Source organism: Sphingomonas oligophenolica (genome assembly GCF_039522915.1).
GTDB classification, from domain to species: domain Bacteria; phylum Pseudomonadota; class Alphaproteobacteria; order Sphingomonadales; family Sphingomonadaceae; genus Sphingomonas; species Sphingomonas oligophenolica.
Genome location: NZ_BAAAEH010000055.1, coordinates 54646 through 78710, shown reverse-complemented (window position 1 = coordinate 78710; position 24065 = coordinate 54646). Strand labels below are relative to the sequence as shown.

The window sequence follows — 24065 nt, the reverse complement described above, 5'->3', positions numbered from 1 at the left end:
CCGTCGGACGGCTAAAGCCTCTTACCGGCTGAAGCCGGTGGTTTTGACCTCAAGAAATGACAATAAAATGCCGGGTGGCTTCTCGCCACCCGGCATTTATTGCCACATGCTACCCATTGCGTTACGATGAGCGCCGCAAATCCTGCCATCGCCACGCGGATTTATAACGGGCGGGCGCATGAACATGCTATCATCTGCTGAAATCATCGCTCGGGCAACGTCGCATCGCGACCTTGCGGATACTTCCGGGACGTGGCGCGAAGGTCTGGATCGGCTGGTAGCCGCATTCAACAGCGAAGCGGCGCTCAATACAGTCGGCGAACAGCATATTGCCTCCATGCTCGCTGGAAAACTCGCCTCCAGAATTGAAATCGAAGATTGGCATGCGCGCCATCCCGAGATCGCAGATCAGCAGATCGATCGTCCTGTCTTCGGGTTGGGCCTTCCTCGCACGGGCTCCACGGCGCTCGGGGTCATCATGGGTCAGGATCCGGCCCGCCGCGTGCTGAGGACTTGGGAAGCGCGTCATCCCTGCCCTCCCCCCGAAACCGCAACGGAAACGACCGACCCTAGAATCAAGTCGGCACAGGCCGAGCTGGACGCTCTCATCGCAACCGATCCCTCGCTTGGCGCGATGATACCAATGTCGGCCGATGCTGCAACCGAATGTCTGATCCTTACATCCATGGACTTTCGTTCAAAGGAGTTCGCCGCCTTCGGCCGGATCGACAGTTACCACGATTGGTTTCTCGACTGCGACATGGAACCGACCTACCGCTTCCACAAGCGGGTCCTCCAGCTTCTGCAGTGGCGGTGTCCACCGAACCGCTGGTTTCTGCGGACCCCGGCGCATACACCGTTCCTGCCGGCCTTGGACGCGGTCTATCCTGACGCAAGATTCGTCATGACCCATCGGGATGTCAGCAAGGTTATTCCGTCGAACATGACTTTCGTCCTCGCTTTGACGGCAGCTTTCACCGACCAGCGCGACCTGAAGGCGATGGCCCGGAACATGGTACATTTCTGGGAGCAGGCGCTACAACGTCTCGTCGCATTCCGCGAAGCGGGCAACGACCATCGCTTCTTCGATATCGCTTTCACCGATTTCCAGAACGACCCCTTGCGCGAAATCCGACGCCTTTATGAATGGCTTGGGGAACCGCTGACGGACATCGCAGAAGAGCATATGCGGGCTTGGTGGTTGGCCCAGGAGGCCGAACGCCGATCTGCGGCCAAAATCGATTTTGCCGAGCTTGGTATTCCGCTCGAGCAGCTTCGTGCCAGTTTTGCGTTTTACAACGACCGCTATGTGCGCTGAGCAAGAATCGGGTTCGTCAGCCCGGCTCGGTCGCGGACTGTTCAGACACGAACGCCGCATATAGCGCAGTGAACGATTCCGTGAATTGGCGCTTGCAAGGGCCGGTGATCGACCTTCGAAGCGTGGCATCGGCTATATTGCCGCAGGGGGCGCCAGGAACATGGCCGACGATCAGTTTCGGCGTTCGCGTGGACAATGACCCTGCAAGCTCGCACCATTGCCGTTGAGTCACCACCTCGTCGCCGCACCAATTGACCGTGGTGGCTGGAACCGACGCGGCCGCCAGAAGCGGCTCTATGTGATCAATCATGTCGTCGAAGTGAATTGGCGAATGTGGATAGGGGTCGGCAAAAGTCCGCACAGGCTCACCTTTGGCGACTGCCTCCATATCGGCAATCGGCATTCCACCGCCGCTCATCCCCCGGCCGGACCCATATGTCGCGTTGAGCCGCGCGATCGTGGTCCGGATGCCAAACGCCTCGGCAGCCAGCCTTGCAGTCGCTTCTAGACTAACCTTGGAGACCGGGCTGGTCGGCGCCCAAGGAGCAAAAGCGCCCCCTGTCGGGTCACGTTCGTTCAGCGGATGCCATACATCTTGAGGCGGTGTGTAAACAGCCGACGACGAAACGATCAACGCCGCCTTCACGGCGCGACAATGCTGCATCAGCAGACCAGGGCCAACGGCATTGACCTGAATAGACTCAGGAAAGGCGTCCGCTCCCCTTCTGGTGTGCGCGAAATGAAGCAGATACGTGAAGTCGCCCGGCAGTTGGTCAAAACTTGGCCGCTCCAGATCGATCGCAACCGGCCTCATCCCCAACTCTTGCGCGACGCGGAGACTGGCCGAGCCGCTGTAGCGCGCCAGGCCCCACAATTCGTTGTAGGGTGCCAGAGCACACGCGATCATTTTTCCAAGGGTTCCCGTCGCGCCTGTCAGGAGGATCTTTTCGTTTTTCAGCATTTGCCTGCTCCAATAGTCATCGACGGCAACGCCAAGGCGCGCTTCCAAAGCCTATCACTCCCTATCGCGGCAGCAACGCCACCCCGCAAGCGGCCGCAAGAAAGCGCGTTCGTCGATCAGCGCAACAGGGCCGCCGGGAGTACGCGTCAAGATTGTTTCCGTCGCGGTTGCAATCGCATTTGATCAAATGCTAGGTCAAAAAAAACGCCTTTGGAGATCACGGTAATGGCGCGACAGGCATTTATCTATGACGCGGTGCGAAGCCCGCGTGGACGCGGAAAGCCGGACGGCGGCCTCCATCCCGTTACCGCTGTATCACTCGGGGCACAGATGCTTGAAGCGGTACGAGACCGGAACGAGCTGGATACCGCGCTGGTGGACGACGTGGTCTTCGGCTGTGTCGATGCCGTGGGCGAGCAAGGCGGCGTCATCACGCGCACCGCGATCCTGCGCGCCGGTTATGACACGAGTGTTGCAGGCGTTCAGGTCAATCGCTTCTGTGGCTCGGGGCTCGAAGCGTGCAGCAGCGCCGCCGCCAAGGTCATATCGGGCGAAGCGGAAATGGCCATAGGTGGCGGTGTTGCGTCGATGAGTCGGGTGCAGATGGGTATCGAAGGCGGAGCGATCGCCACCGATCCGACATCCATGTTCGCGAACTATACGCTTCCCCAGGGCGTGGCCGCTGACTTGCTGGCGACGTTGGATGGACTTTCGCGCGACGACGTAGATGCCTACGCTGCCGAAAGTCAGCGCCGTGCAGCGACTGCGTGGACTGAAGGGCGGTTCGCACGGTCGATCGTTCCGGTGAAGGACCAGCTCGGCATGGTCGCGCTCGACCGTGACGAGCATGTGCGGGGCGACACGACGGTCGAAACCCTCGGCAAGCTCAAACCCGCTTTCGCGCAGATGGGCGAGATGCTTTTCGACAGCGTCGCCCGCCAGCGTTACCCGCAGGTCGACAAGATCAGCCATATTCATCACGCCGGTAATTCGGCTGGCATCGTCGACGGTGCGGCTGCGGTGCTGATCGGATCGGCCGAAGCAGGTACGCGCGCCGGTCTGAAGCCGCGCGGCATCCTCCGAGGGGCGGCTTCCATCGGTTCGGAACCGGCACTGATGCTCTCCGGGCCGACGCCCGTGGTCGAAAAACTTCTGCGCGCGCAGGGTATGACCCCGTCGGATATCGATCTTTTCGAACTGAACGAAGCCTTCGCCGCAGTCGTGCTGCGCATGATGTCCTCGCTGAACATTCCGCATGAGAAAATGAACGTCAACGGTGGCGCCATCGCCATGGGCCATCCCCTCGGCGCGACGGGCGCGATGCTCGTGGGCACCGTTCTCGACGAGCTTGAGCGGACCGGCAAGGAATTCGGGGTCGTCGCGCTCTGCGTTGGCGGGGGCATGGGTACAGCGGCGCTCATTCAGCGCGTCTGACGGTCATCTACAAAAAATAGGGCAGATATAATGAACCATTGGCGCGTTGATGTAGATAATGACGGCGTCGCACTCGTCACGTTCGATATGGCCGGAAAGAAGGTCAACACCCTGAGTGCGGATACTATCGCCGAACTCACTGAGATAATCGAACGAATCCGGACGGACGATGCCATCAAGGGCGTAGTCGTCACGTCGGCCAAGCCTGGATCGTTCTGCGCCGGCGGGGATTTGTCACATATCAAATCCTTCGCCGGTCCCGGCGAACCGGGGAAAGAGGCGGAAACCCTGGCGGGCGACATTGCCCGCATGACAAAAGACATGGCGGTTTTTCGCGGCCTCGAAACCTGTGGAAAACCGGTCGCTTGCGCGATCGAAGGCACCGCCCTGGGCGGGGGTGCGGAGTTCGCCATGGCATGCCATTACCGGGTGGCGGCCGACAGTGAACAGGTCGTCCTCGGCTTGCCCGAAGGTGGCCTCGGCCTCCTGCCGGGCGGTGGCGGCACCCAACGCCTGCCGCGCCTGGTCGGCATTCGGGAATCTCTTCCCATCCTGTTGCAAGGCGTCACGAAGACCGCAGCCGAAGCACTCGCGATCGGGTTGATCGGCGAGATCGCGCCCGTCGGCCAAGTCATCGACAGGGCGCGCAAGTGGGTGCTCGAAACGGGCGATCCGGTGCAGCCTTGGGACAAACCCAAGTTCACGGTGCCCGGTGGCGGACCCTATGTACAGGCCAATGCCGAAGCCATCGCCATGCACGTCGCCATGTCCCGCCAGAAATTCTACGGCAATTATCCTGCGCAAGCTCATATTCTGACGGCACTCTATGAAGGCATCCAGGTGCCGTTCGAAATCGGCCTTCGCATCGAGATGCGGGAATTCATCAAAACGGTTCGCACGCCGCAGGCGCTAGCGATGATCCGCACGCTCTTCCTGTCCCCGCGCGAGATCAAGAGCGGCGCAAACCGCCCTGCTGGTCACCCCGTCAAGACGTTCAAGAAGGCATCTGTGCTCGGGGCAGGCCTGATGGGTGCTGGCATTGCATGCGTGCAGGCGCAGGCCGGGATTGAAACCGTCCTGATCGACAGAACGCAGGAAGCGGCGGATCGCGGCAAGGCGTACACCGCGACGTATCTCGGCAAGCAGATTGCCCGCGGGCGCATGACGCAGGACAAGGCCGACGCTATCCTGGCGCACATCCTGGCCACCACCGATTATGCCAACGTGCGCGGATCGGACATCGTGATAGAGGCGGTGTTCGAGGATCGCGATGTCAAGGCGGACGTCACCCGCCTTGCCGAAGCGGAACTGGCCGCCGACGCCATTATGGCGACGAACACCTCAACGCTTCCGATCACCGGTCTGGCGCAGGCGTCCGTTCGTCCCGAAAATTTCATCGGCCTTCATTTCTTTTCGCCGGTGGAGCGCATGGATCTCGTCGAGATCATTCGCGGCGAAAAGACGACGGATGGTGCGCTTGCGGCCGCCTATGATTATATCGCGGCGATTGGCAAAACCCCCATCTCGGTGAAGGATTCGCGAGGCTTCTACACGTCGCGCACGATCACGTGTTACCTGGAAGAGCCTAGCGAAATGCTGGTCGAAGGCATTGCGCCGGCAATCGTCGAGAATATCGGCCTTATGACCGGTATGCCCGTCGGCCCGCTATCCCTGCCCGATGCCATCGGGCTCGAACTGCCCTACCATGTCCTTGCCCAGACGAAACGCGACTTGGGCGATGCCTATAAAGCGACCGCGAGCGATACGGTTCTGAACTTTCTCGTCGAAAAGCACGGCCGCCACGGCCGTCGCAACGGCAAGGGGTTCTACGATTATTCGGCGGACGGCAAGGTCAAGACCCTCTGGCCTGGGCTTGCCGAGCTCGCGGCCCCGGTCATCACGGATGCATCCCGGGACGACGTGAAGGACGAACTCAAGAAGCGCGTTCTCTACCGAATGTCGCTTGAGGCGGCCAAATGCATGGAAGAAGGGATCATCACCGACCCGCGTGAGGCAGACGTAGGCGCTACCATGGGCTTTGGCTTTCCTAAATGGACGGGAGGCCCCATTTCGCTGATCGAGCAAGTCGGGATCGCCAAGTTCGTGGCGGAATGTGATAAGTTGGCCGATCGCCATGGCGAACGTTTCCGCCCTGGCCAGATGCTGCGGACCATGGCCGCGGAAGGCAAGACATTCTATTGAGGCGCAGCGAGCGGTCGACGTTGGAAAACCGGACGGTCATGTGACCGCCCGGCTTTTTTACGTGCTGCCGGCATGCGGATTTCGACCGAGCGATCATTATTCGTCGCGCAAACGCTCGACCGCGATCGAGCCGCCATCGACACGCAGCTCGGTTCCCGCCACTTAGAGTGAGCGAGCGATCAGCATCTTCATGATTTCGTTCGTTCCGCCGAAAATACGGGAAATCCTGGCATCGCGATACAGACGAGCGATCGGGTACTCATTCATATATCCATAGCCGCCAAAAAGCTGGACGCATTCATCGACCACTTTACCTTGAGCCTCGGTCGCCCAGTATTTCGCCATGGCAGCAGTGTCAGCATCGAGCTTGCCTTCAAGCAAAAGACCCATACAATAATCACAGAATACCTTGGCAATGACGGCCGTTGTCTTACATTCGGCCAGCTTGAACTGCGTATTCTGAAACTCGATCAGCTTCTGACCGAAGACTTCACGCTCCTTGACATAGGGAATGGTCTCCTCGAGCGCGCGTTCCATCGAAGCAACGGCCTGCAGCGCAATGGTAAGGCGTTCCTTGGCCAACTCAGCGGTGAGCTGGCGGAAACCCTTTCCTTCGACCAAACCCAACAGATTGGTAGCGGGCACTCTTACATCGTCGAAGAACAGCTCGGACGTATCCTGCGCTTCGCACCCCACCTTGTCGAGATTGCGACCCCGGCGGAAGCCTTCCGCGTCCTCTGTTTCCACCATGAGGAGGGAAATGCCGCGAGCACCCGCGCCCGGATCGGTCTTGGCGACGACGCAGATCAGGTTGGCGAGCTGGCCATTGGAAATGAACGTTTTCGCGCCGTTGACGACATAAACATTTCCCTGCGCACGCGCCGTCGTCCTGATCGCGGCGAGATCCGACCCCGTGCCCGGCTCCGTCATCGCAATGGCGGCTATCAACTCGCCCGACGCCATTCTAGGCAGCCATCGCTCCTTCTGCTCCGCGGTCCCATAGGCAAGGATGTAAGGCGCGACGATATTGTTGTGCAGCGTCACGGCGAAGCCGTCCACCCCCAGGCGAATCGCCGCCATCGACAGGATCGTCTCGTGCCGATAATCGCCGCCGCCGCCGCCATATTCCAGTGGCATCGAGGCGCACAAAAGACCATCCTTCGCGGCCTGCTCCCACAACGCGCGGTCGACATACCCCTGCTCGCGCCATTTCGCGCAGAGCTCAGGTGTCGCGTGCTTGCGATAGAATTTGTCTACAGCGTCAGCGAAAAGCTGGACGTCCTCATCCTGCATGAAAGCCGGCTGCGGCTGGCCAAGTATGTCCGTCACGTAAAACCTCTCCCGAAAGCGTCGGGTATAAATGGCCAGAATGCCGCTAATGTCTAGCAAGCGTTTGACTGGGCCCGCCGATGTGTCGCCGCGATGGCTTGAGCCTCACACCAGGCGCCAAAATTCGGGTCGGGATTGGGTCTCGGTCCCAATTCGGTCGCCAGACGCCAGCCCGCTGATTTATGTCGCTCAACCGTGCGAATGTTCAATGGGCAGTGTAGGCTCACGGAATCGACACGAAATCGCGGAGTCTGCAGAGAAAGATGACGTCTCCTATCCTATCCAGCCTTGCCGATGGCATCCTGACCCTTCAGCTCAACAACCCCGAGGTCCGGAACGCGCTCAGCCAACCCATGGGCGCGCAATTGCAACGGGAATTGCGAGACGCGGCCAGCGACCCGGGCGTGCGGGTCGTCGTCCTGTCCGGTGTCGGAGAAGCGTTTTGCGCTGGCGCGGACGTCAGCAAATTGGGCGTGCTCGATCCCAACGACAAGGTCTCTGCGAAATGGGCGGACGACCCGATCATGAGCGGGATGGAGCAGCGCAGCATGCGCATCAAGGGCAATGGCGAGACAGCGACGTTGCTGCACACTATGGGCAAGCCGACAATCGCGATGGTGCGGGGTCCGGCCGCAGGCGCGGGCCTGTCGATGGCAATAGCCTGCGATTTCCGATTTGCATCGCAAACGGCGTTTTTCACCGCCGCCTTCAGCCGCATCGGCGCTTCCGGCGACCTCGGCTGCGCTTATTATCTTCAGCAACTCGTGGGTCCGACGAAGGCGCGCGAGATACTGATGCTCTCTGATAAGATCGATGCGGCCGAGGCATTGCGGATCGGTCTTGTCAGCAAGGTATTCGCGGACGCGGACCTGCTCACCGAAACGATGGCTTTTGCCCGGCGCCTGGCCGACGGTCCGCCGATCGCCCTGCGCTATATCAAGGCCAACCTCGTCGCCGCGGAGGCATTCAATATGGACGCTTATCTCGATCAGGAGGCGCGCAATATGATGCGATGCTTCCAGACCGAGGATTCCAAGGAAGCCATACTGGCGTTCAAGGAAAAGCGGGCGCCGGCATTCAGGGGGATTTGAAAGGTGATCGTCGAGGAACGCAATTACGCTTTCGCGCCAACCGACATGGCGCGGTTCCTGGAAATCTACGAGAAGGAGGGCGTGGTTATCGCGACCCGGCTGCTCGGAAATCTGATCGGCTATTTCCGCACGGAAGTCGGCCCGGACCTGAACGAGGTCGTACATCTGTGGGGATTTGCCGATCTCAACGACCGCGCGGCGCGGCGTGCGGCCTTGTGGAAAGACCCGGAATGGCTCGATTTCGCCGCTAGGTGCCCCGCGCCCGTCCACCAGCGCAACCGGCTGCTGGCGCCGATGCCGTGGTCTCCAATTCGTTGACAGAAAGCATAGCACATATGGCAAAATGGCTGAAAACAACCGACACGATCACGTTTGAAGTGCGCGATCGCATCGCCTGGATCACGATGAACCGGCCGGAAAAGCGCAACGCTTTGAGCTGGAAGGGATTGCAGGAAATCCGCGACGCCTTGCTGGAAGCGGACGATCTGACAAGTGTCCATTGTATCGTCCTTGGCGGAAACGGCCGGGATTTCTGTGCCGGGTGGGATTTGACTGGCGGGGAATCGAGCCCTGTCAAGGAACAGCAATCGATCGCGCAAAACCCGCAATCGGAGTATCGCAGCGCGACCGCGACGCTGGACGACGACACCTGGCAGTTGCAGCGGATGAACGAACTACGCCTGGTGATGTTCGAGATGCACAAGCCGGTTATCGCGAAGATACAAGGCAATTGCCTCGCCAACGGAACCGATATCGCGATGCTGGCAGACCTTATCGTGGTCGCCAGCGATGCCAGGATCGGCTATCCTCCCGTGCGCGCCCAGGGTTCGCCGCCCTCGCACATGTGGTTGTATTATATGGGCCCGCAGTGGGCGAAGCGCATGTTGCTGACTGGCGATCTTCTGCGCGGCAAGGATGCGGCGCGCCTAGGTCTCGCGCTCGAATCTGTGCCGGCAGCGAAGCTGGACTCGCACGTCGAGGCGCTGGCAAAGCGGATCGCCGCAGTAGCGCCGGACTTGCTCGCCTGTAACAAGCGCGTCGTGAACCTTGGTCTGGAACTTATGGGGATGAAGACGCTGCAGCGGCTCGCCAGCGAGATCGACGCCCGCGGGCATCTGTCGGCCGGTCGTATGCAGTTCCGCCAATCTATCGAGGAACTTGGCCTCAAGGAAGCGGTACGTAAACGCGATGCCGCTTTCGGGGACGGTATGGTGGAATATAGCTGGGACTGATGCGGGAGGGTACGACCTAACCGGTGTCGTGGGCCGGATCGGGAATGCCCCGGCTGAAGCGCGGGTCGCGCGGGCGGCATAGGCGAGACGCTGCCCGCGAACGGGCCAGACACCAGGCCAAGGCATCAAGATCGCGCCGGGCGCAGGCAAGACATGAATCGGAGATCGCAATGACAATAATAAATGGTAGTGGAGATTTTCGCGCCGCGTTGGGATCGTTCGCGACCGGCGTGACCATCGTCACCACCAGAGCGGCCGACGGGAAAGACGTCGGAATGACCGCCAACAGCTTCAACTCCGTGTCGCTGGACCCCCCAATGGTATTGTGGAGCATTGGCAAAAACGCGCTCAGCCAGCCGGCATTCGCAACCGCCGACCATTTCGCTGTCCATATCCTGGCGTCGGATCAAGAAGAATTGTCAAACCGCTTTGCGCGCCGCGGTGAAGACAAATTCGCCGGCCTCGATCTCGAGCGCGGCCCGGGAGACATTCCCCTGCTTGGCGGATGCGCCGCGCGATTCAAATGCCGGACGGCCTATAGATACGAGGGCGGCGATCATGATATCATCGTGGGCGAGGTTCTTGAGTTCGATCATTTCGAGAAGAAGCCTCTTTTGTTCCATCGCGGCAAATATTCGGCGCTCGCGGGCGTTAGCGGTGCCGAATTCGCCGACTCCTCGCTGGGTTTTCTGCTGGCGCGCGCGCAATTCGCTGTTTTCAAGGATGTCCGCTCCGAACTTGAGCGGCTCGACATCAGTCTCGACCAGTATTTCGCGCTGGCGGCTCTCGGTGCGAAATCAATGTCTGCGCAAGATATACACCGCCACGGCAGTTTCTATGATCGTTCCTTCGGCCCGGCTGATGTCGAGAAATTGGAGGAGCGCGGCCTTGTCGAAGGGGAAACCGAACGACTGGACGCGGACCTCAAGCTCACTGCAGCGGGCCGCCAGACGATGGTGCGGCTCCTCGCCATCGGCAAGGACGCGGAAGCTACGCTGCTGGCACAGTTCGAGCCATGGGAAGGGCAGTGGCTGAAAAGCGCGATGGATCGTCTCGCAAGCGGCATGCCTGAAGTTCCCGTGGACTGATCGGACCTATACGACCGAACGTATCGTTGTCGCAGGCAACCGGGACGGATCGCTGTTTTTGTTTTCGTCGGCCACGATCTTGGCCGGACACGGTAGAAGGCCATAGATATTTCGGGAGACGATGATGTCGATTGAATATGATCTGGTCCTTCGCGGTGGAACTATCGTCGATGGCAGTGGTGCGGATCCGTTCGTCGGCGATATCGCCATCTATGGCGACAAGATCGTTGCAATCGGTGACGTTGCGGGGCGCGGCCGGGAGGAGATCGATGCAGCGGACCGCCTGGTCACCCCGGGATTTGTCGATATCCATACCCATTATGATGGCCAGATCACCTGGGAACACCGGATGATCCCCTCATCCAACCACGGCGTAACGACCGTGGTGATGGGCAATTGCGGGGTTGGCTTCGCGCCCGTCCGAAAAGATGAGCGGGAAATGACGATCAAGCTCATGGAGGGCGTGGAAGATATACCGGAAGTCGTCATGGCCGCCGGCGTGCCATTCAATTGGGAGACGTTTCCGGAATATCTCGACGCGATCGACCAACGGCACGCCGATATTGATTTCGCGGCCCAGATACCCCACTCCCCGCTTAGGGTGTACGTCATGGGAAAGCGCGGCGCGGATTTGGAAGCGCCGACCGAAGCCGAACTGGCAGAAATGACCCGGCTGACCGCAGAAGCGATCCGCAAGGGGGCGGTTGGTGTATCGACCTCGCTCAACATGGTTCATCGCTTCCGCGACGGTCGTCCAGCGCCTTCGACGCGCACGGCGACCGAAGAGGTCCTCGCACTGGCGAAAGGCCTGCACGAGGCCGGTTCCGGCGTTTTCCAGCTGATCGGCAACAGCGACATCTCCAAAGAAGAACAGTTCGAGATGTTGCGGCGAATCGCGCTGACCTCTGGCCGGCCGGTTTCCTTCACCTTTGCCCAGTCGCCTGCCGAGCCTGGCCAGTGGCGCTGGACACTCGATGAACTCGATACGGCGAACGCGCAGGGAATGACCATCAGGGGGCAGGTAATCCCCCGCCCCCCGGCAATCATGATGGGGCTGGAGCTGCTGTTCCACCCCTTCGCCTTTCATCCCTCATTCAAGCCTCTCGCCAATCTTCCTCTGCAAGAGAAAGTGGCCCGGCTCCGAGATCCGGCGCTTCGGGCGCAGTTGCTGTCAGAAGAGCCTGAAGAGCCGAATCCGCATTTTCGCAATATCGTATCGGAGCACAATCTGCTCTTCCCTCTGGGGGATCCGCCGAATTATCATCCGGCCGCCGATGAAAGCGTCGGCGCGATCGCCGCACGCGAAGGACGCAATCCGCTCGATGTCGCGTACAGCATGCTGCTGCAGAAGGACGGCCGCGAGATCCTGTTCCGGCCTTTGGGAAATCTGGAAGGCGAACGGTTCGAGAGCGGCGGGCGCAACATGCTCCGGAGCGCCCATACCGTACTCGGCCTTGGGGATGGGGGCGCCCATTATTCTTCGATCTGCGACGCGGCATATCCAACCTATTTCCTGACCTACTGGTTCAGGGATGCCCCCGCAGACCGGCGCGTTCCGTTGCCGGAGGCCGTTCATCAGCTCACGCGGCAACCAGCCGTCGCTATGAACTTCCTTGACCGGGGGCTGATCCAGGTCGGGATGAAGGCGGATATCAACATCATCGATCTCGACCGATTGCACCTCTACGCCCCCCTGCCCGTCTACGACCTCCCCACGGGTGCACGCCGACTCATCCAGCGCGCGGACGGCTATGTCGCGACAATCGTCTCGGGCCAGATAACGTACCGCGATGGCGAACATACCGGCGCGCTGCCGGGCAGGCTGCTGCGCGGGCCCCGGTCGTCGCAGGAGGCCGTCCTTGCGTGAGCCGGGGTATGATCGGCAGGCGGTAACGGAGTGTGCACCTTGGATGTAACGCCTCTTGATCCCGCACTGAGCTTTGGTCGCATGGTCATCGGCCTACGGGCTGCAGACATTCTCGACCCGCATATCGTGCAGCAATTGCGGAATTTGTGGATCGAGTGCGGCCTGATCGTCTTCAGGGCTGGACAGTGCGATCCTGATTTTCAGGTCGATCTTTCGCGATGCTTCGGGGAATTGCAGGTGCATGCGGTTGCTGAGATGGTCCATCCCGACCGGGATGAACTGTTCGTCGCAAAGGGCGGCGGCGGCGCGCTGTTCGAGGTGAATGGTGATCTGCTTGGCGGTTATATCCCCTGGCATTCGGATCAGGTGTTCACCGCCGCAACCAATCATGGCGGGATATTGCGGGTTGCGCACCAGCCGGAAGCAGGCGGCAATACGGGATTCGTCGACCAGATCGAAGCCTATGACGCGCTCTCGGTCGACCTGAAGGAGAGGGTTGAAGGGCTCGAAGTGGTGTACCGTTTGAAGGCCGGAACGATTCCCAATTTCACGTTCCTCCCTCGTCAGCATATAAAATTGGTGCGCCCTCACCCCTTCCAGGCGAGTATCGACGCCAAAATCGAATCCGGCGGCTACCCTCCGGTCGTGCACCCGCTCGTGTTCGCGCAGCCAGGGACCGGCCGCAAGGTACTCAATCTCTCACCGATGTTCGCTGATTCGATCCTGGGGCTGGACGCTGCGGAAAGCGATGGGTTGCTCCAGACGCTCGCATTCCATATCACGGATGAAGTTCGGGCCTACGACCATGAATGGCAACCTGGCGATCTCGTCCTGTGGGACAATTGGCGCATGCTACACTGCGCGCGTGGCATCCCGGATGGCATGTATCGTGAGGTCCACCGGACAAGCATTGCCGGCGACTACGCGCTAGGTCGTTTGCTGGATGCCTGAGAGACTGCAAGCGGCCTTGCCGACGCCGCCCCAGCCACCGCCTCTTCGGGCAAAGGGTTTGTGACCGCGGCAACTTCACCGAAGTCTGCCCTACGACCGCCAAGGGCAAGCCTTCCCGTTGTCGGATATCACGAGTCAGATTTCCTTATGAGGAAGGGCGGGACTGGTCCGACGATCATTGCCAAATGAACGGTCGGCTGCACATGATGCAATCTCAACATCATGGGTGGGACGCGTTCCATCCCACCTTGGCAAGCAGGCTATGACATCAGCTAAGTTTCATGAGCTATGCGCAAGGCTGCTGGATATTGATCCTGCTCTCAATGCGGTCGAATTCGAAGGACATTGGCACAGCTGGGGATGGGTGCAAACGACCGCGCGGCAAGTGCACGCTCAGCTTGAGGCAATCGGCGGCGCACCCGTGAGCTTCGTCGCCCGCAATCATCCGGCGGCGCTGGCGGGTCTGGTCGGCTTGCTGACACAACCGCGCACGGTCAGGATGATTTACGCATTCCAGTCGCCGACAGCCATGGCGGCTTCGATCGAGAAACTGGATTCGCCAGCCCTCGTGCTGATGGAAGGGGACTTGGCCCCGGAAGTACTGGAGGTCGTCCAGCGTCGCGGAATGACCGCGATCACATTGAGCGGGGACGGTGCGCGAACGGCCGCGGCAGGGAGACAAGCGGAGCAATCGCCGCCCGATCCAGCCCCTACCATCGACATCCTCACCAGCGGCACGACCGGCCCGCCCAAGCAATTCCCGATCAGCCATGACGTGTTTGCCCATATGATGCTCAACCAGGGCAGCCCCGTACTGGAAGATCCCACCGCTCCGCCCTTCATGATGGCATTTCCATTCGGGAACATCGCCGGTCTTTCCATGCTTGCGGGATCCTTCCTCAAGGGTCAGCAGATCATGCTCCTGGAGCGCTTTTCCCTGGAGGTCTGGAGAAACTACATCGTCGAATATCGGCCCGCCGCCAGCGGCCTGCCGTCTGCCGCGATCCCGATGATCCTGGACGCTCGGATTCCGCCGGAGGATCTTGCCGCGCTCAAATACATAACGACTGGCGCAGCGCCGCTGGACGTAACCATCCAGAAGCGGTTTCAGGACACTTACAATGTTCGAGTGCTGCTGATTTACGGCGCGACGGAATTTGGCGGGCCCGTGACTGCGATGACTCCGGCCCTTGATGCCGAATGGGGGGATGCCAAACTAGGAAGCTCCGGACGTGCAGTGCCTGGCGCGAAGCTGCGGGTCCGCGATCCGGACACGGGACAGATACTGGGAGACACCGGAACCGGCCTGCTCGACGTGGTTTCGCCGCGAATGGGGCCGGAATGGATATCGACATCCGATCTGGTCACGATCGATGAAGACGGCTTTCTCTTCTGCATCGGTCGTGCTGATGGCGCGATAATGCGCGGAGGCTTCAAGATCCTCCCCGAATCCACAGAGCAGGTACTGCGCACGCATCCCGCCGTGGCGTACGCCGGAGTCGTCGGTATCAGCGATCCGATATTACATCAGGTGCCGGTGGCCGTCATCCAGTTGAAGGCTGGTGTCGAGCCGCCAGGTATCGATGCGCTCAAAGCGCATGTCCGCCATCACCTGCCCGCTCCCCATGTTCCGGCGCAGTGGCGGTTCGTCGAGACCATGCCGCTCAACAGCGCATACAAGATTGATCGTGCCGCGCTGCGTAAGCTCTTCGACGCCGATTCATAATCCTGGCTTCCGAACGCACCGTGCGGCATCGACGCTGCCGGTACCCGTCACCGAACGGGACACAGGCCCGATCCCCGACCAACTACGAGCGCCGTGCCCCATCATCCGCGCCGGCCATTCGGCGCCTCGCCGACAGGTTCTGACAGTGCGGCTCGATTCAAAGAGTTTTGAGGCTGCGCTGCAATCAGCTACTTGATAGTTACGGTCCGACCGTAGCTTTTCCACACGTGATTTCAGCGTGAGCGGCCGGTCTGGATGGCATATGTGGGGTAAGATTAATGAAACCGGTTTTAAACAAGCTGGAAGCACCGGCGAAGCGCAAGGACGCGACATTGAAGGTCGCGGTGAAAAAAAGCGACGCAACTCGGATGCGCGTTCTCGAAGTAACGTCCGATCTTTTCCGGCGCAAAGGCTATCAAGCGACCTCCATGCGGGATATCGCAACGGCGGTTGGCATGAAATCGGGTAGCCTGTATTATTATTATGAGTCCAAGGAAGCGTTGCTTGCGGCCATATTGAATGACAACATAGACGCGCACCTGGCGGTGGTGAGGGAGGCTATCGCGGCGCTGCCGGAGGGCGCCACTGCGAGGCAGAAATTCGACGTCGCGGTTGCGGTCTCGGTCAAGATCATATCGGAAGCCGGAGACATGGCCGTCGCTTCCGCACAGACCTTATCTCACCTACAGGAGCCGGAATATTCGGAGCAGGTTCGCCATCGGCAGGCCTATAATCAATTCTGGCGCGACCTTATTTTGGAGGGCAAGAGAACTGGCGAAATCAGGAAGGATATCCCCGACGCGGTTGCCTCAATGATCATCGTCGGCGCGCTGACATTCGTGGCAGAGTGGTACGACGAAGACCGTAGCACCACGGAGAAAATCGGATCGACCTTCTCTCATCTTCTCTTCGACGGATTACACAGCTGATTTTGTCCCGCCGGGGAGGAATCCAGATGGCGGGAAGAAATCTGTCGATCTGGCGAATGCCCTTGTAGAAGCGCTGCTGCGCCGCTGCACAGCAGCCCTTTCTCCCGTGGTCAGGACATCCGGAGAGCGCACATTTGCCGATAAAAATCTCTTGTTATTAATCGAACGGTCGTTAGGCAGGAGAGGAGAACGGTCGGGGTCTTCGTCTCACGATATCTTCCGGATCGGAGAACGAGCCAGACCCTGAATGCGCCAGTTTTCTGGAAGAGGAGACGCCGTGACCTGGAGCCATCAAGACAAGTGCGCGATCGTGGGGGTAGGCGCGACCGACTATTACCTGCGCGGCAAGAGCTGGCCTCGTACAATCAATGACATGGCCGGCGAAGCGATCCTCAAAGCCTGCGAGGATGCGGGGATAAGCGTCAAGGATATTGACGGTTTCGCGTATTACGCGGGCGCCAGCGCAGGTTATGTGGACAAGTTCGACAGCGGCTCCCTGATGGAAACGCTGGGCATGCCCCATGTCTCTTTCACTGCCGCCCTCACCTCCGGCGGCGGCGGTGTCGCAGGCTCCATGGGTCTCGCTACTGCGGGCCTCATGAACGAAGACTGTCGCTATGCCGTGACAGTCATGGCGGTTCAGCAGGTGCCGACCGCCCGATTGGGCTCCATCTTCGGTTCCATGAAACCGGATCCCGAAAACAGTTTCCTGCAGCCATCGGGACTGATCGGCCCAGGCCATCTTATGAGCGTTCTCGCTCGCCGCCACATGCATCTTTATGGCTCGACCGAGGACGCTTTCGCCGAAGTCGTGATGGCGTCTCGGCAGCATGCGCTCAACCGACCCAAGGCGATTCGGCGCACGCCGCTCTCCAAGGAGGAATATTTATCCTCGGTCATGCTGGCGGATCCGCTGAGACGACTCGACTTCTGTCTCGAGACGGACGGCGCTGTCGCGGTGATCACCACCACCGCTGACCGCGCTAAGGATTGTCGCCAGAAGCCCGCGTATATCCATGCATGTGCTCACGGTGCCTCGCGGTCCTGGGGCCGCGCGTTCGGCTGGATGGGCATGCCCGATCCCGAATTCTCAAGTTCGGGCCACCAGTTCGTTGCGGACAGGATATGGGCGCAATCGGGCCTGCGGGCGTCGGACATGGATGTCGCCCTGATCTATGATCATTTCAGCTCGATGGTTCTAGCCCAGCTCGAGGATTACGGCTTCTGCGAGCGTGGCGAGGGCAATGACTATGTCTTGTCCGGCAAGCTGCGATATGATCCCGCAACGGGCAAGGGCGTCAACGGCGGCATCCCGGTCAATCCGCATGGCGGGCAGTTGAGCGAAGCCTACATCATCGGAATGACCCACATCCTCGAAGCGGTCGAACAACTGCGGGGTACCGCCATCAACCAGGTTGCGGATTGCGACTTCGCGCTGGTGACTGGCGGCCCGGCCCCCATGCCGATTTCCAGCCTGGTCCTGAGGAGCGCATGATGTCCACCTCCATTGCTTACGGCCCTGCGCGTGTTCTTCCTGGGGCGCAGATTCATATCAGCACCACCCCGGACACCGAGCCCTTCTGGGAGGCCGCCAAGGAACGTCGGCTGACCGCGTGCCAGTGCGCCGTCTGCGGCCAGTTCCGCATGCCACCCACTCCCTATTGCCCCAATTGCTCCAGCAAGGAGCGGAAGTGGCCGACCCTGCCGGGCACGGGCGAAGTCTTTAGCTACGCCATCTGCAACAAGAATCCGGCAACTGGCGAGGACTATGTGTATGTCCCGGTCGTGGTCCAGCTCGACGAAGCGGGGGGCGTGCGTCTGGTCGGCAACCTGACCGGATGTAATGCCGAGGACGTCAAAATCGGCATGAAAGTCACGGTGGAGTGGACCGACATTTGCGACGGTTGGGTGCTGCCGAACTTCCGCGCGGTGTAAGGCGAAATCGATGTCGACATGCGATGCGATCGGCAAGGTTCTGATTACAGGCGCGGGCGGCGGCATAGGGCTTGGCCTGGCGGTTGAGTTCGCCCGGCGAGGCTTCAGCGTCATGGCTTTGCTTCGGGACACGACGAAGCGGGCCGAATTGGATCAGGCACTGTCCGGCTTCGAGGATCGCATCGAAGTCCGGCAGTTGGATGTCCGGAACGCGGCCGGCTTTCAAATGCCAGACGATGTCGGAATCCTGATCAACAATGCGGGCGTACGCTACGACTATCTCCCGATCGAGGAGATCGGGATCGCTGAGTGGCGCGAGTATTTCGACGTGAATTTTTTCGGTATGGTCGAGCTGACCCAGCTGGCCATTCCCGTCATGCGGAAAGCTGGACGCGGCATCATTTGCAACATCAATTCCAGCTCGCTCTTCTTCCCGTTACCATTTCTTGCTCCTTACCGCGCAACGAAGAGTGCGATGGCAGCTTATTCAGAAAGCCTGCGAAGCGAACTGGCGCCATTCGGCATCCGTGTCGCCGAGATATTTCCGGGACCGGTCGCCACGGCCCTGTCCGCGGGGGGCATTCTGCATCACATGCCCGCGGCCGCGCAATTTGCCCCTTATGCGCCGATGGCCAAGCGGCAGCGCGAAAATCAGGTGGCTGCCGACCTGCCGATCAACGACACGGCGAAAGTAACGCCTTCTATGGTCGATCACATATTAGATATCGGTGGCGTAATGCGTGACGGTACATGTGCCATGTCGCGTCAGGGACTGGAGGATTGGCGACCGGGACAAGGCGGCGAGCCCTTGATGGCAGGCGTCGTCAACTCCTTGCTGCGGTAGGATCCACGACCCTCAGCGAATTCAAACTACCGCTTGACTGAAACAATCAAAACGGTCTTCGGTGGGTCTGACGTCCCTTGGGGGACCAATATATGTCCATATCAAGGAACAGTCGTATGACAGACGCCGTCGTCGTTTCCACGGCACGTACACCCCTCGCGAAGGCATTCCGCGGCGCGTTCAACAGCACGCATAGCGGAACGATGGGGGGGCATGCGATCCGGCACGCTGTGGCGCGTGCCGGCATCGATCCGGCGGAGATTGACGACGTAATATTCGGTTGCGCCGTTCCGGAAGGGGACAGCGGAAACAACATCGCCCGACATTCCGCTTTGGTTGGCGGAGTCCCCTTGTCCGCCGGTGGCGTGACCATAGCGCGCGCCTGCAGTTCGGGCATCCAGGCGGCAAGTTTCGCTGCACAGCGCATCATCGTCGACAAGGCGCCCGTCGTGGTGGCCGGCGGCGTGGAGTCGGTCAGCATGGTGTCCTCGACACAACATGTTCCCAAGGCCGGACGCGCGCCTTGGATACGCGAGCATCAACCCGGCATGCTGCTTTCCATGAACGAGACCGCCGAGGTCGTAGCCGAGCGCTACGGCATCAGCCGTGAGGTTCAGGACGCCTACGCCTATTCCAGCCAGATGCGTACTGCGCGGGCCCAGCAGGCAGGATTTTTCGACGACGAGATCGTGCCGATGGCATCTCGCAAGATGGTGACTGACAAGGCTACCGGCGAAACGCGCGAAGTCGATACGTTGCTCGAGCGCGACGAAGCCAATCGCCCCGACACGACGTTGGAAAGTCTGGCCAAGCTGAAGCCCGTCGTACGCGAAAACGGCACTGTGACCGCGGGAAACGCGAGCCAGCTCGCTGACGGCGCATCCGCCTGCGTGCTGATGAACGGCACGCTGGCGGCGCAGCGCGGTCTGCCCGTCATGGGCCTGTATCGGGGTTTCGCAGTCGCCGGTCTGGAGCCTGACGAAATGGGCATCGGCCCGATCTACGCCATTCCCAAACTGCTCAAACAGCACGGGCTGGGGATCGAAGATATCGATCTTTGGGAATTGAACGAGGCCTATGCATGTCAGGTGGTTTACTGCCGGGACAAGCTTGGCTTGCCCGACGACCGGCTCAACGTAAACGGCGGTGCGATTTCGATCGGCCATCCCTTCGGAATGACCGGCGCGCGTCAGCTAGGCCACGTCCTCATCGAGGGCAAGCGCCGCAACGCCAAATATGTGGTCGTAACCATGTGCATCGCGGGCGGCATGGGCGCGGCATCTCTCTACGAGATCGTCTGAGTCGATGCTCGGGCGAAAAACCTGCACCGGTTGAGGAATTCGTATCATGAGCCTGTATGGAGACTATGATCGGGATAACGTCTTCGCAAAGATCCTGCGCGGCGAGATATCTTGCCATAGGGTCTATGAGAACGAGGAGGTGCTGGCGTTTCTCGACGCGTTCCCGCAGGCGCCCGGTCATACGCTCATAATCCCCAAAAAGGGGCAGGCCCGCAACCTCCTCGAACTCGACGACCGGGCGATCTCGCCGCTTTTCCTCTGCGCCAAGAGGCTGATGAACGTGATCGTGACCGAGTTGCAACCGGTCGGCGTTCAGCTTCTGCAGTTCAATGGCGGTGATGGCGGACAATCGGTCTTCCACATTCACGTCCATCTGGTGCCACGCTGGACGGGGCAGGCATTGGGCCTGCATGGTCAGACGCCGGGTGATGCCAAGGATCTCGCGGCTATGGCGGATCGTTTGCGCAAGCGGATCGACGCTGTCGCACCTCAATGGGAAATGTCAGCATGAACGCCCCCTCACAATTTCCGATGGCACGACAATCGGCAGGCGTCGCTCCGTTGCGCCGCCCTGGCTCGGTTCGCAGGACGACCTCGATCGACTCGACCTGGCCGGACGGAGCAGCCGACCCGTGGCTCATGGAAGCTGTCGGGCGCGACATCCTGACGCCTGCCGACGGCTCGCCGCCCGTGGTTCTTGACGAAGCCAGCTATCGCTTGCGGGTGTCGCCGCGGCGAGAAATTCTGGAACTGACAACGTCACCTGCGGACCCTCGGACCGCCGGACTTATCGGCGTGCGTGCGGGGGGCGAGAGCCGGCGCCAAATCGCGGCCATCGCCGGTGACCGGATCGGCACGCCTCTGTATCAGATCCTGGACGATTTTGCCGGCGCCAGCCTGGTAGCGCGCTGGATCTGGTCTCAATGGCTGGACGATTGGGAAACGTTCGCGAAAAATCCGGCGCAGCAGCAATCGCATGGTCGCAACGGCAATATGGTCGACATCTGCGTCGGCTTTGCTCAAGGTTCGTCGGCGCTGGAAACCGGCGGAACAAGGGGTCAAAGCTTTAACGATCCAGCGCAGGTCGGCTCGCTTGAGAATAGCGAAGACCCCGATGGATGGCACGCGATGCCCGTTCAAAGCGGGCCCGCGATGCGGCGCGCCCGACGTATCGATGTATGGCGCGACGCCGATCTGTTGATGGTCGATGCCGCGTTCCAGGATAGCGGAACCTCCCCGAAAGGCGGTCGGCGTGGCGTGCATGAGTATCGGGTCTATGCCGAAATCGAAGCGAAGACCGGCATTCTGCTGACCCTTCAGGCATTGCCTCTCATCCTTCCTTTCGCCGAATGTCCAGGCGCGTCGGTAAAAGCTGCGCGCATGGTCGGGCACAAGGTGGAGGATTTTCGGGAGGCCGTGGTGGATGTTTTACCCGGCACGTTAGGCTGTACGCACCTGAATGACGTCCTGCGCGCGCTTGCCGACGTGCCTGTGCTGGCCCGTGAGTTGGATCAAAGCGCAGGGCTTTGACAACACGTAGCTGATTTCGATCAGACGCGCTTGACTGAATCTATCAGCCATTAGCTTTTGCGCGGGTGCGTGACTATGTTGGGTGTCCCGCAAGACAGTCCGCCGTGATTTGAGGAGACGACGTTGAACCTGGAGTTGGCGCAAGAGCAGGTTATGCTGCGCGACACCCTGGAACGCTTGCTGCAGCGGGATTCTACATCTGCGCGCATTCGGGCAGTGGAACCACTTGGCTTCGATCGCGCGCTCTGGGCTGAACTGACGGCGCTTGGCCTCCCTCTGCTGCGAGTGCCCGAAGAAGCGGGCGGGGCCGGCCTCAGCCTGCTCGATGCGGTTCTCGTTGCGGAATTGGCGGGCAGCTACCTCGCTTCCGCCCCGCTGATCGAAAGTATTGTCGCCAGTCAAATGCTTGCGAGGGTTGGCGGTGAACGTGCCGAACCGTATCTCGCCGCCGCTTTCGAGGGCGAGAAGATCGTAACGCTGGCGCTTCATCCTGTGAAGCCGGGCGTAGCGCAGCTGGTGCCGGCGGCCGCCGTGGCCGACTGGGTCATCTGCTCCGACGATGAAGCGGTATATCTTGTAGAGGCCGGCGAGAAGGCCGGCACGCTGCTTAACACCGGGACAATGCCCCTCGCTTCGATCCAACTCGATGTGTCGGGAGCGATTGTCCTTGGCAAGGGGCCCGATGCGCTAAGCATCTGGTCGGCCTGCATCGATGAGTGGAAGCTGCTGGTCGCGGCATGCGTCGCGGCGATCGGGAACAAGGCACTTTCCGAAGCGGCTGCCTACGCCAATGAGCGTGAGGCTTTTGGCCAGCTGATCGGCAGCTACCAGGGTCTCGCGCACCCCTTGGCCGATTCCGCGACCGATGTCGACGGCGCCGCGCTGCTGTGCTGGCGGGCAGCGACCGAACAAGACGATGCCGCCCGTTCAACCTGTATTTCGGCGGCCTATTGGTGGTCCGCCCGGACTGTCGCGACAGCGACGATCCGCGCGATGCGGACGCTGGGCGGCTATGGCATGTCGATGGAATATGACGCTCAGCTTTATTTCCGTCGGGGCCGTGCGTGGTCCCTGCTGATCGGGGATCCCGCCGCTGAGTTGGAAATTCTGGGGGACAGGCTCTGGGGAGGCCGTCACGATCCTGTGCCGGTACGCGGGGAGAACGACGTCTCGTTCGAGTATGGCGCGGCGGCCGAAGCCTTTGGCGCTGAGGTTCGTGCTTTCTTCTCGGATCGCATGACGCCGGAAATGCGCGCTTTTACCCATGACACGGACGATGGGAATCATCCCTTCAACGCGGAATTGGCCGCCGCGGGCTATCTCTATGCCGACTGGCCGGAAGCCTATGGCGGTGGCGGCCGCTCTCCCTATGAAATGACCGCGTTGAGCGGCGTCTATACCGAATATTCCTGGCCGAGGGTTCCCAGCACGGTGACCCATATGGTCGGCAAGATTCTGATGCATTTCGGCAGTGAAGATATTCAGCAGGAAGTGATGCCGCGCCTGGCTTCCGGCAGGTCCCACGTTGCCTTGGGATATTCGGAACCATCCTGCGGCTCCGACATTTTCGCAGCCGCAACCCGCGCGGTGCGAGAGGGCGACGACTGGGTCGTCAACGGCCAGAAGATGTTCACCAGTCAGGGCCACCTGGCGGACTATGTGCTCCTGATCGCGCGAACTGATCCGGACCGCCCCAAGCATGCCGGGCTCACGCTCTTTCTCATACCGATTCCAACCGCGGGCTATGAGGTTCATGAGATCAAGACCTTGGGCGGTGAACGCACCAACATCACCTATTACGAGAACGTACGGGTGTCCGACCGGTATCGGATCGGGGAGGTAAATGGCGGAACCAAGGTGCTTGGTACGGCGCTCAAGCTGGAACAGGGCGGTGGGGAATATTTCGTGAGTGCCCTGCGCATCATGCTGCGGCATGCCGAGCAATGGGCACGAACTCCGGGAGCAGATGGAAAGAGGCCTTTCGACTCGGTCGCTGTCAGGACCCGAATGGCCGCCACGCACGTCCATATTCTGGTGGCCGATGTGCTGGACAGACGTTGCCAATGGGCCTTCGTGAACAATGTTCCGGGAAAGCACTTTGGCCCGATGTCGAAACTGTTCGGTTCCGAGGCATTGGTATCCTGCTCGACCGACCTCCTCAATCTTGCCGCGCCGTGGTCGCTGCTGCAGAGCCATGACGATCTGGGGGTCGTAGAGCTGGAAGGTCGCAAGTCCATACAGGCCACGATTTATGGCGGGACAAGCGAAGTTCAGCGTAGCATCATCGCCGAGTCGGCTCTCAAGCTTCCGCGAACCCGGGCTTAGGA

Annotated in this window: 20 protein-coding genes; 18 read left to right on the top strand and 2 right to left on the bottom strand. The window is 60.5% G+C overall.

Features of this window, described 5'->3' with window-relative positions; translation table 11 throughout:
- The first annotated feature begins 178 nt into the window (after positions 1-178).
- Complete coding sequence (locus ABD050_RS25100; RefSeq protein ID WP_343892284.1) at positions 179-1318, top strand: sulfotransferase family protein; 1140 nt, start codon at positions 179-181, stop codon at positions 1316-1318.
- 16 nt (positions 1319-1334) lie between these two features.
- On the opposite strand, the gene ABD050_RS25095 is transcribed toward ABD050_RS25100, so the two are convergent.
- Positions 1335-2279 (bottom strand): NAD-dependent epimerase/dehydratase family protein, encoded by a 945-nt coding sequence (locus ABD050_RS25095; RefSeq protein WP_343892283.1) that lies wholly within the window; start codon positions 2277-2279, stop codon positions 1335-1337.
- Between the two features lie 225 nt (positions 2280-2504).
- On the opposite strand from ABD050_RS25095, the gene ABD050_RS25090 reads away from it, so the two are divergent.
- Together ABD050_RS25090 and ABD050_RS25085 are read left to right on the top strand one after the other, a co-directional pair.
- On the top strand, positions 2505-3713 hold the full coding sequence (locus tag ABD050_RS25090) for an acetyl-CoA C-acetyltransferase (RefSeq protein WP_343892285.1): 1209 nt from the start codon (positions 2505-2507) through the stop codon (positions 3711-3713).
- A gap of 30 nt (positions 3714-3743) precedes the next feature.
- Positions 3744-5915 carry a 3-hydroxyacyl-CoA dehydrogenase NAD-binding domain-containing protein gene (locus ABD050_RS25085; protein ID WP_343892282.1) on the top strand — a complete coding sequence of 724 codons (2172 nt, stop codon included), beginning with the start codon at positions 3744-3746 and terminating at the stop codon, positions 5913-5915.
- Between the two features lie 162 nt (positions 5916-6077).
- Here ABD050_RS25085 and ABD050_RS25080 read toward each other — a convergent pair whose 3' ends face one another.
- Positions 6078-7244: an acyl-CoA dehydrogenase family protein gene (locus ABD050_RS25080; RefSeq protein ID WP_343892281.1), complete on the bottom strand. Its 1167-nt coding sequence runs from the start codon at positions 7242-7244 to the stop codon at positions 6078-6080.
- A 263-nt stretch (positions 7245-7507) separates the two neighbouring features.
- On the opposite strand from ABD050_RS25080, the gene ABD050_RS25075 reads away from it, so the two are divergent.
- From ABD050_RS25075 to ABD050_RS25005, 15 genes are all read left to right on the top strand, one after another.
- Entirely contained in the window at positions 7508-8335 is an 828-nt protein-coding gene (locus ABD050_RS25075) for an enoyl-CoA hydratase (RefSeq protein WP_343892280.1), read from the top strand.
- A gap of 3 nt (positions 8336-8338) precedes the next feature.
- Complete coding sequence (locus tag ABD050_RS25070; protein WP_343892279.1) at positions 8339-8653, top strand: NIPSNAP family protein; 315 nt, start codon at positions 8339-8341, stop codon at positions 8651-8653.
- Between the two features lie 17 nt (positions 8654-8670).
- Complete coding sequence (locus ABD050_RS25065) at positions 8671-9567, top strand: crotonase/enoyl-CoA hydratase family protein (protein ID WP_343892278.1); 897 nt, start codon at positions 8671-8673, stop codon at positions 9565-9567.
- Positions 9568-9611: 44 nt separating this feature from the next.
- Positions 9612-10655 carry a flavin reductase gene (locus tag ABD050_RS25060; protein WP_343892277.1) on the top strand — a complete coding sequence of 348 codons (1044 nt, stop codon included), beginning with the start codon at positions 9612-9614 and terminating at the stop codon, positions 10653-10655.
- A 124-nt stretch (positions 10656-10779) separates the two neighbouring features.
- Entirely contained in the window at positions 10780-12522 is a 1743-nt protein-coding gene (locus ABD050_RS25055) for an N-acyl-D-amino-acid deacylase family protein (protein WP_343892276.1), read from the top strand.
- Positions 12523-12561: 39 nt separating this feature from the next.
- Complete coding sequence (locus ABD050_RS25050; RefSeq protein WP_343892275.1) at positions 12562-13473, top strand: TauD/TfdA dioxygenase family protein; 912 nt, start codon at positions 12562-12564, stop codon at positions 13471-13473.
- 262 nt (positions 13474-13735) lie between these two features.
- Positions 13736-15199: a class I adenylate-forming enzyme family protein gene (locus ABD050_RS25045; protein ID WP_343892274.1), complete on the top strand. Its 1464-nt coding sequence runs from the start codon at positions 13736-13738 to the stop codon at positions 15197-15199.
- Positions 15200-15477: 278 nt separating this feature from the next.
- Positions 15478-16128: a TetR/AcrR family transcriptional regulator gene (locus ABD050_RS25040; protein WP_343892273.1), complete on the top strand. Its 651-nt coding sequence runs from the start codon at positions 15478-15480 to the stop codon at positions 16126-16128.
- A gap of 277 nt (positions 16129-16405) precedes the next feature.
- On the top strand, positions 16406-17623 hold the full coding sequence (locus ABD050_RS25035; RefSeq protein ID WP_343892272.1) for a thiolase C-terminal domain-containing protein: 1218 nt from the start codon (positions 16406-16408) through the stop codon (positions 17621-17623).
- On the top strand, positions 17623-18063 hold the full coding sequence (locus ABD050_RS25030) for a Zn-ribbon domain-containing OB-fold protein (RefSeq protein WP_343892271.1): 441 nt from the start codon (positions 17623-17625) through the stop codon (positions 18061-18063). The genes ABD050_RS25035 and ABD050_RS25030 overlap by 1 nt, the downstream gene beginning before the upstream one ends.
- 10 nt (positions 18064-18073) lie before the next feature.
- Positions 18074-18907, top strand: a complete 834-nt coding sequence (locus ABD050_RS25025) for an SDR family NAD(P)-dependent oxidoreductase (RefSeq protein ID WP_343892270.1) — start codon at positions 18074-18076, stop codon at positions 18905-18907.
- A gap of 116 nt (positions 18908-19023) precedes the next feature.
- On the top strand, positions 19024-20208 hold the full coding sequence (locus ABD050_RS25020) for an acetyl-CoA C-acyltransferase (protein ID WP_343892269.1): 1185 nt from the start codon (positions 19024-19026) through the stop codon (positions 20206-20208).
- A 46-nt stretch (positions 20209-20254) separates the two neighbouring features.
- A complete protein-coding gene (locus ABD050_RS25015) occupies positions 20255-20719 on the top strand; it encodes an HIT family protein (protein ID WP_343892268.1) in 465 nt (154 codons plus the stop codon).
- Positions 20720-20847: 128 nt separating this feature from the next.
- Positions 20848-21738 (top strand): DUF2889 domain-containing protein, encoded by an 891-nt coding sequence (locus ABD050_RS25010; protein ID WP_343892267.1) that lies wholly within the window; start codon positions 20848-20850, stop codon positions 21736-21738.
- A gap of 123 nt (positions 21739-21861) precedes the next feature.
- Positions 21862-24063: an acyl-CoA dehydrogenase family protein gene (locus ABD050_RS25005; protein ID WP_343892266.1), complete on the top strand. Its 2202-nt coding sequence runs from the start codon at positions 21862-21864 to the stop codon at positions 24061-24063.
- The last annotated feature ends 2 nt before the right edge of the window (positions 24064-24065 follow it).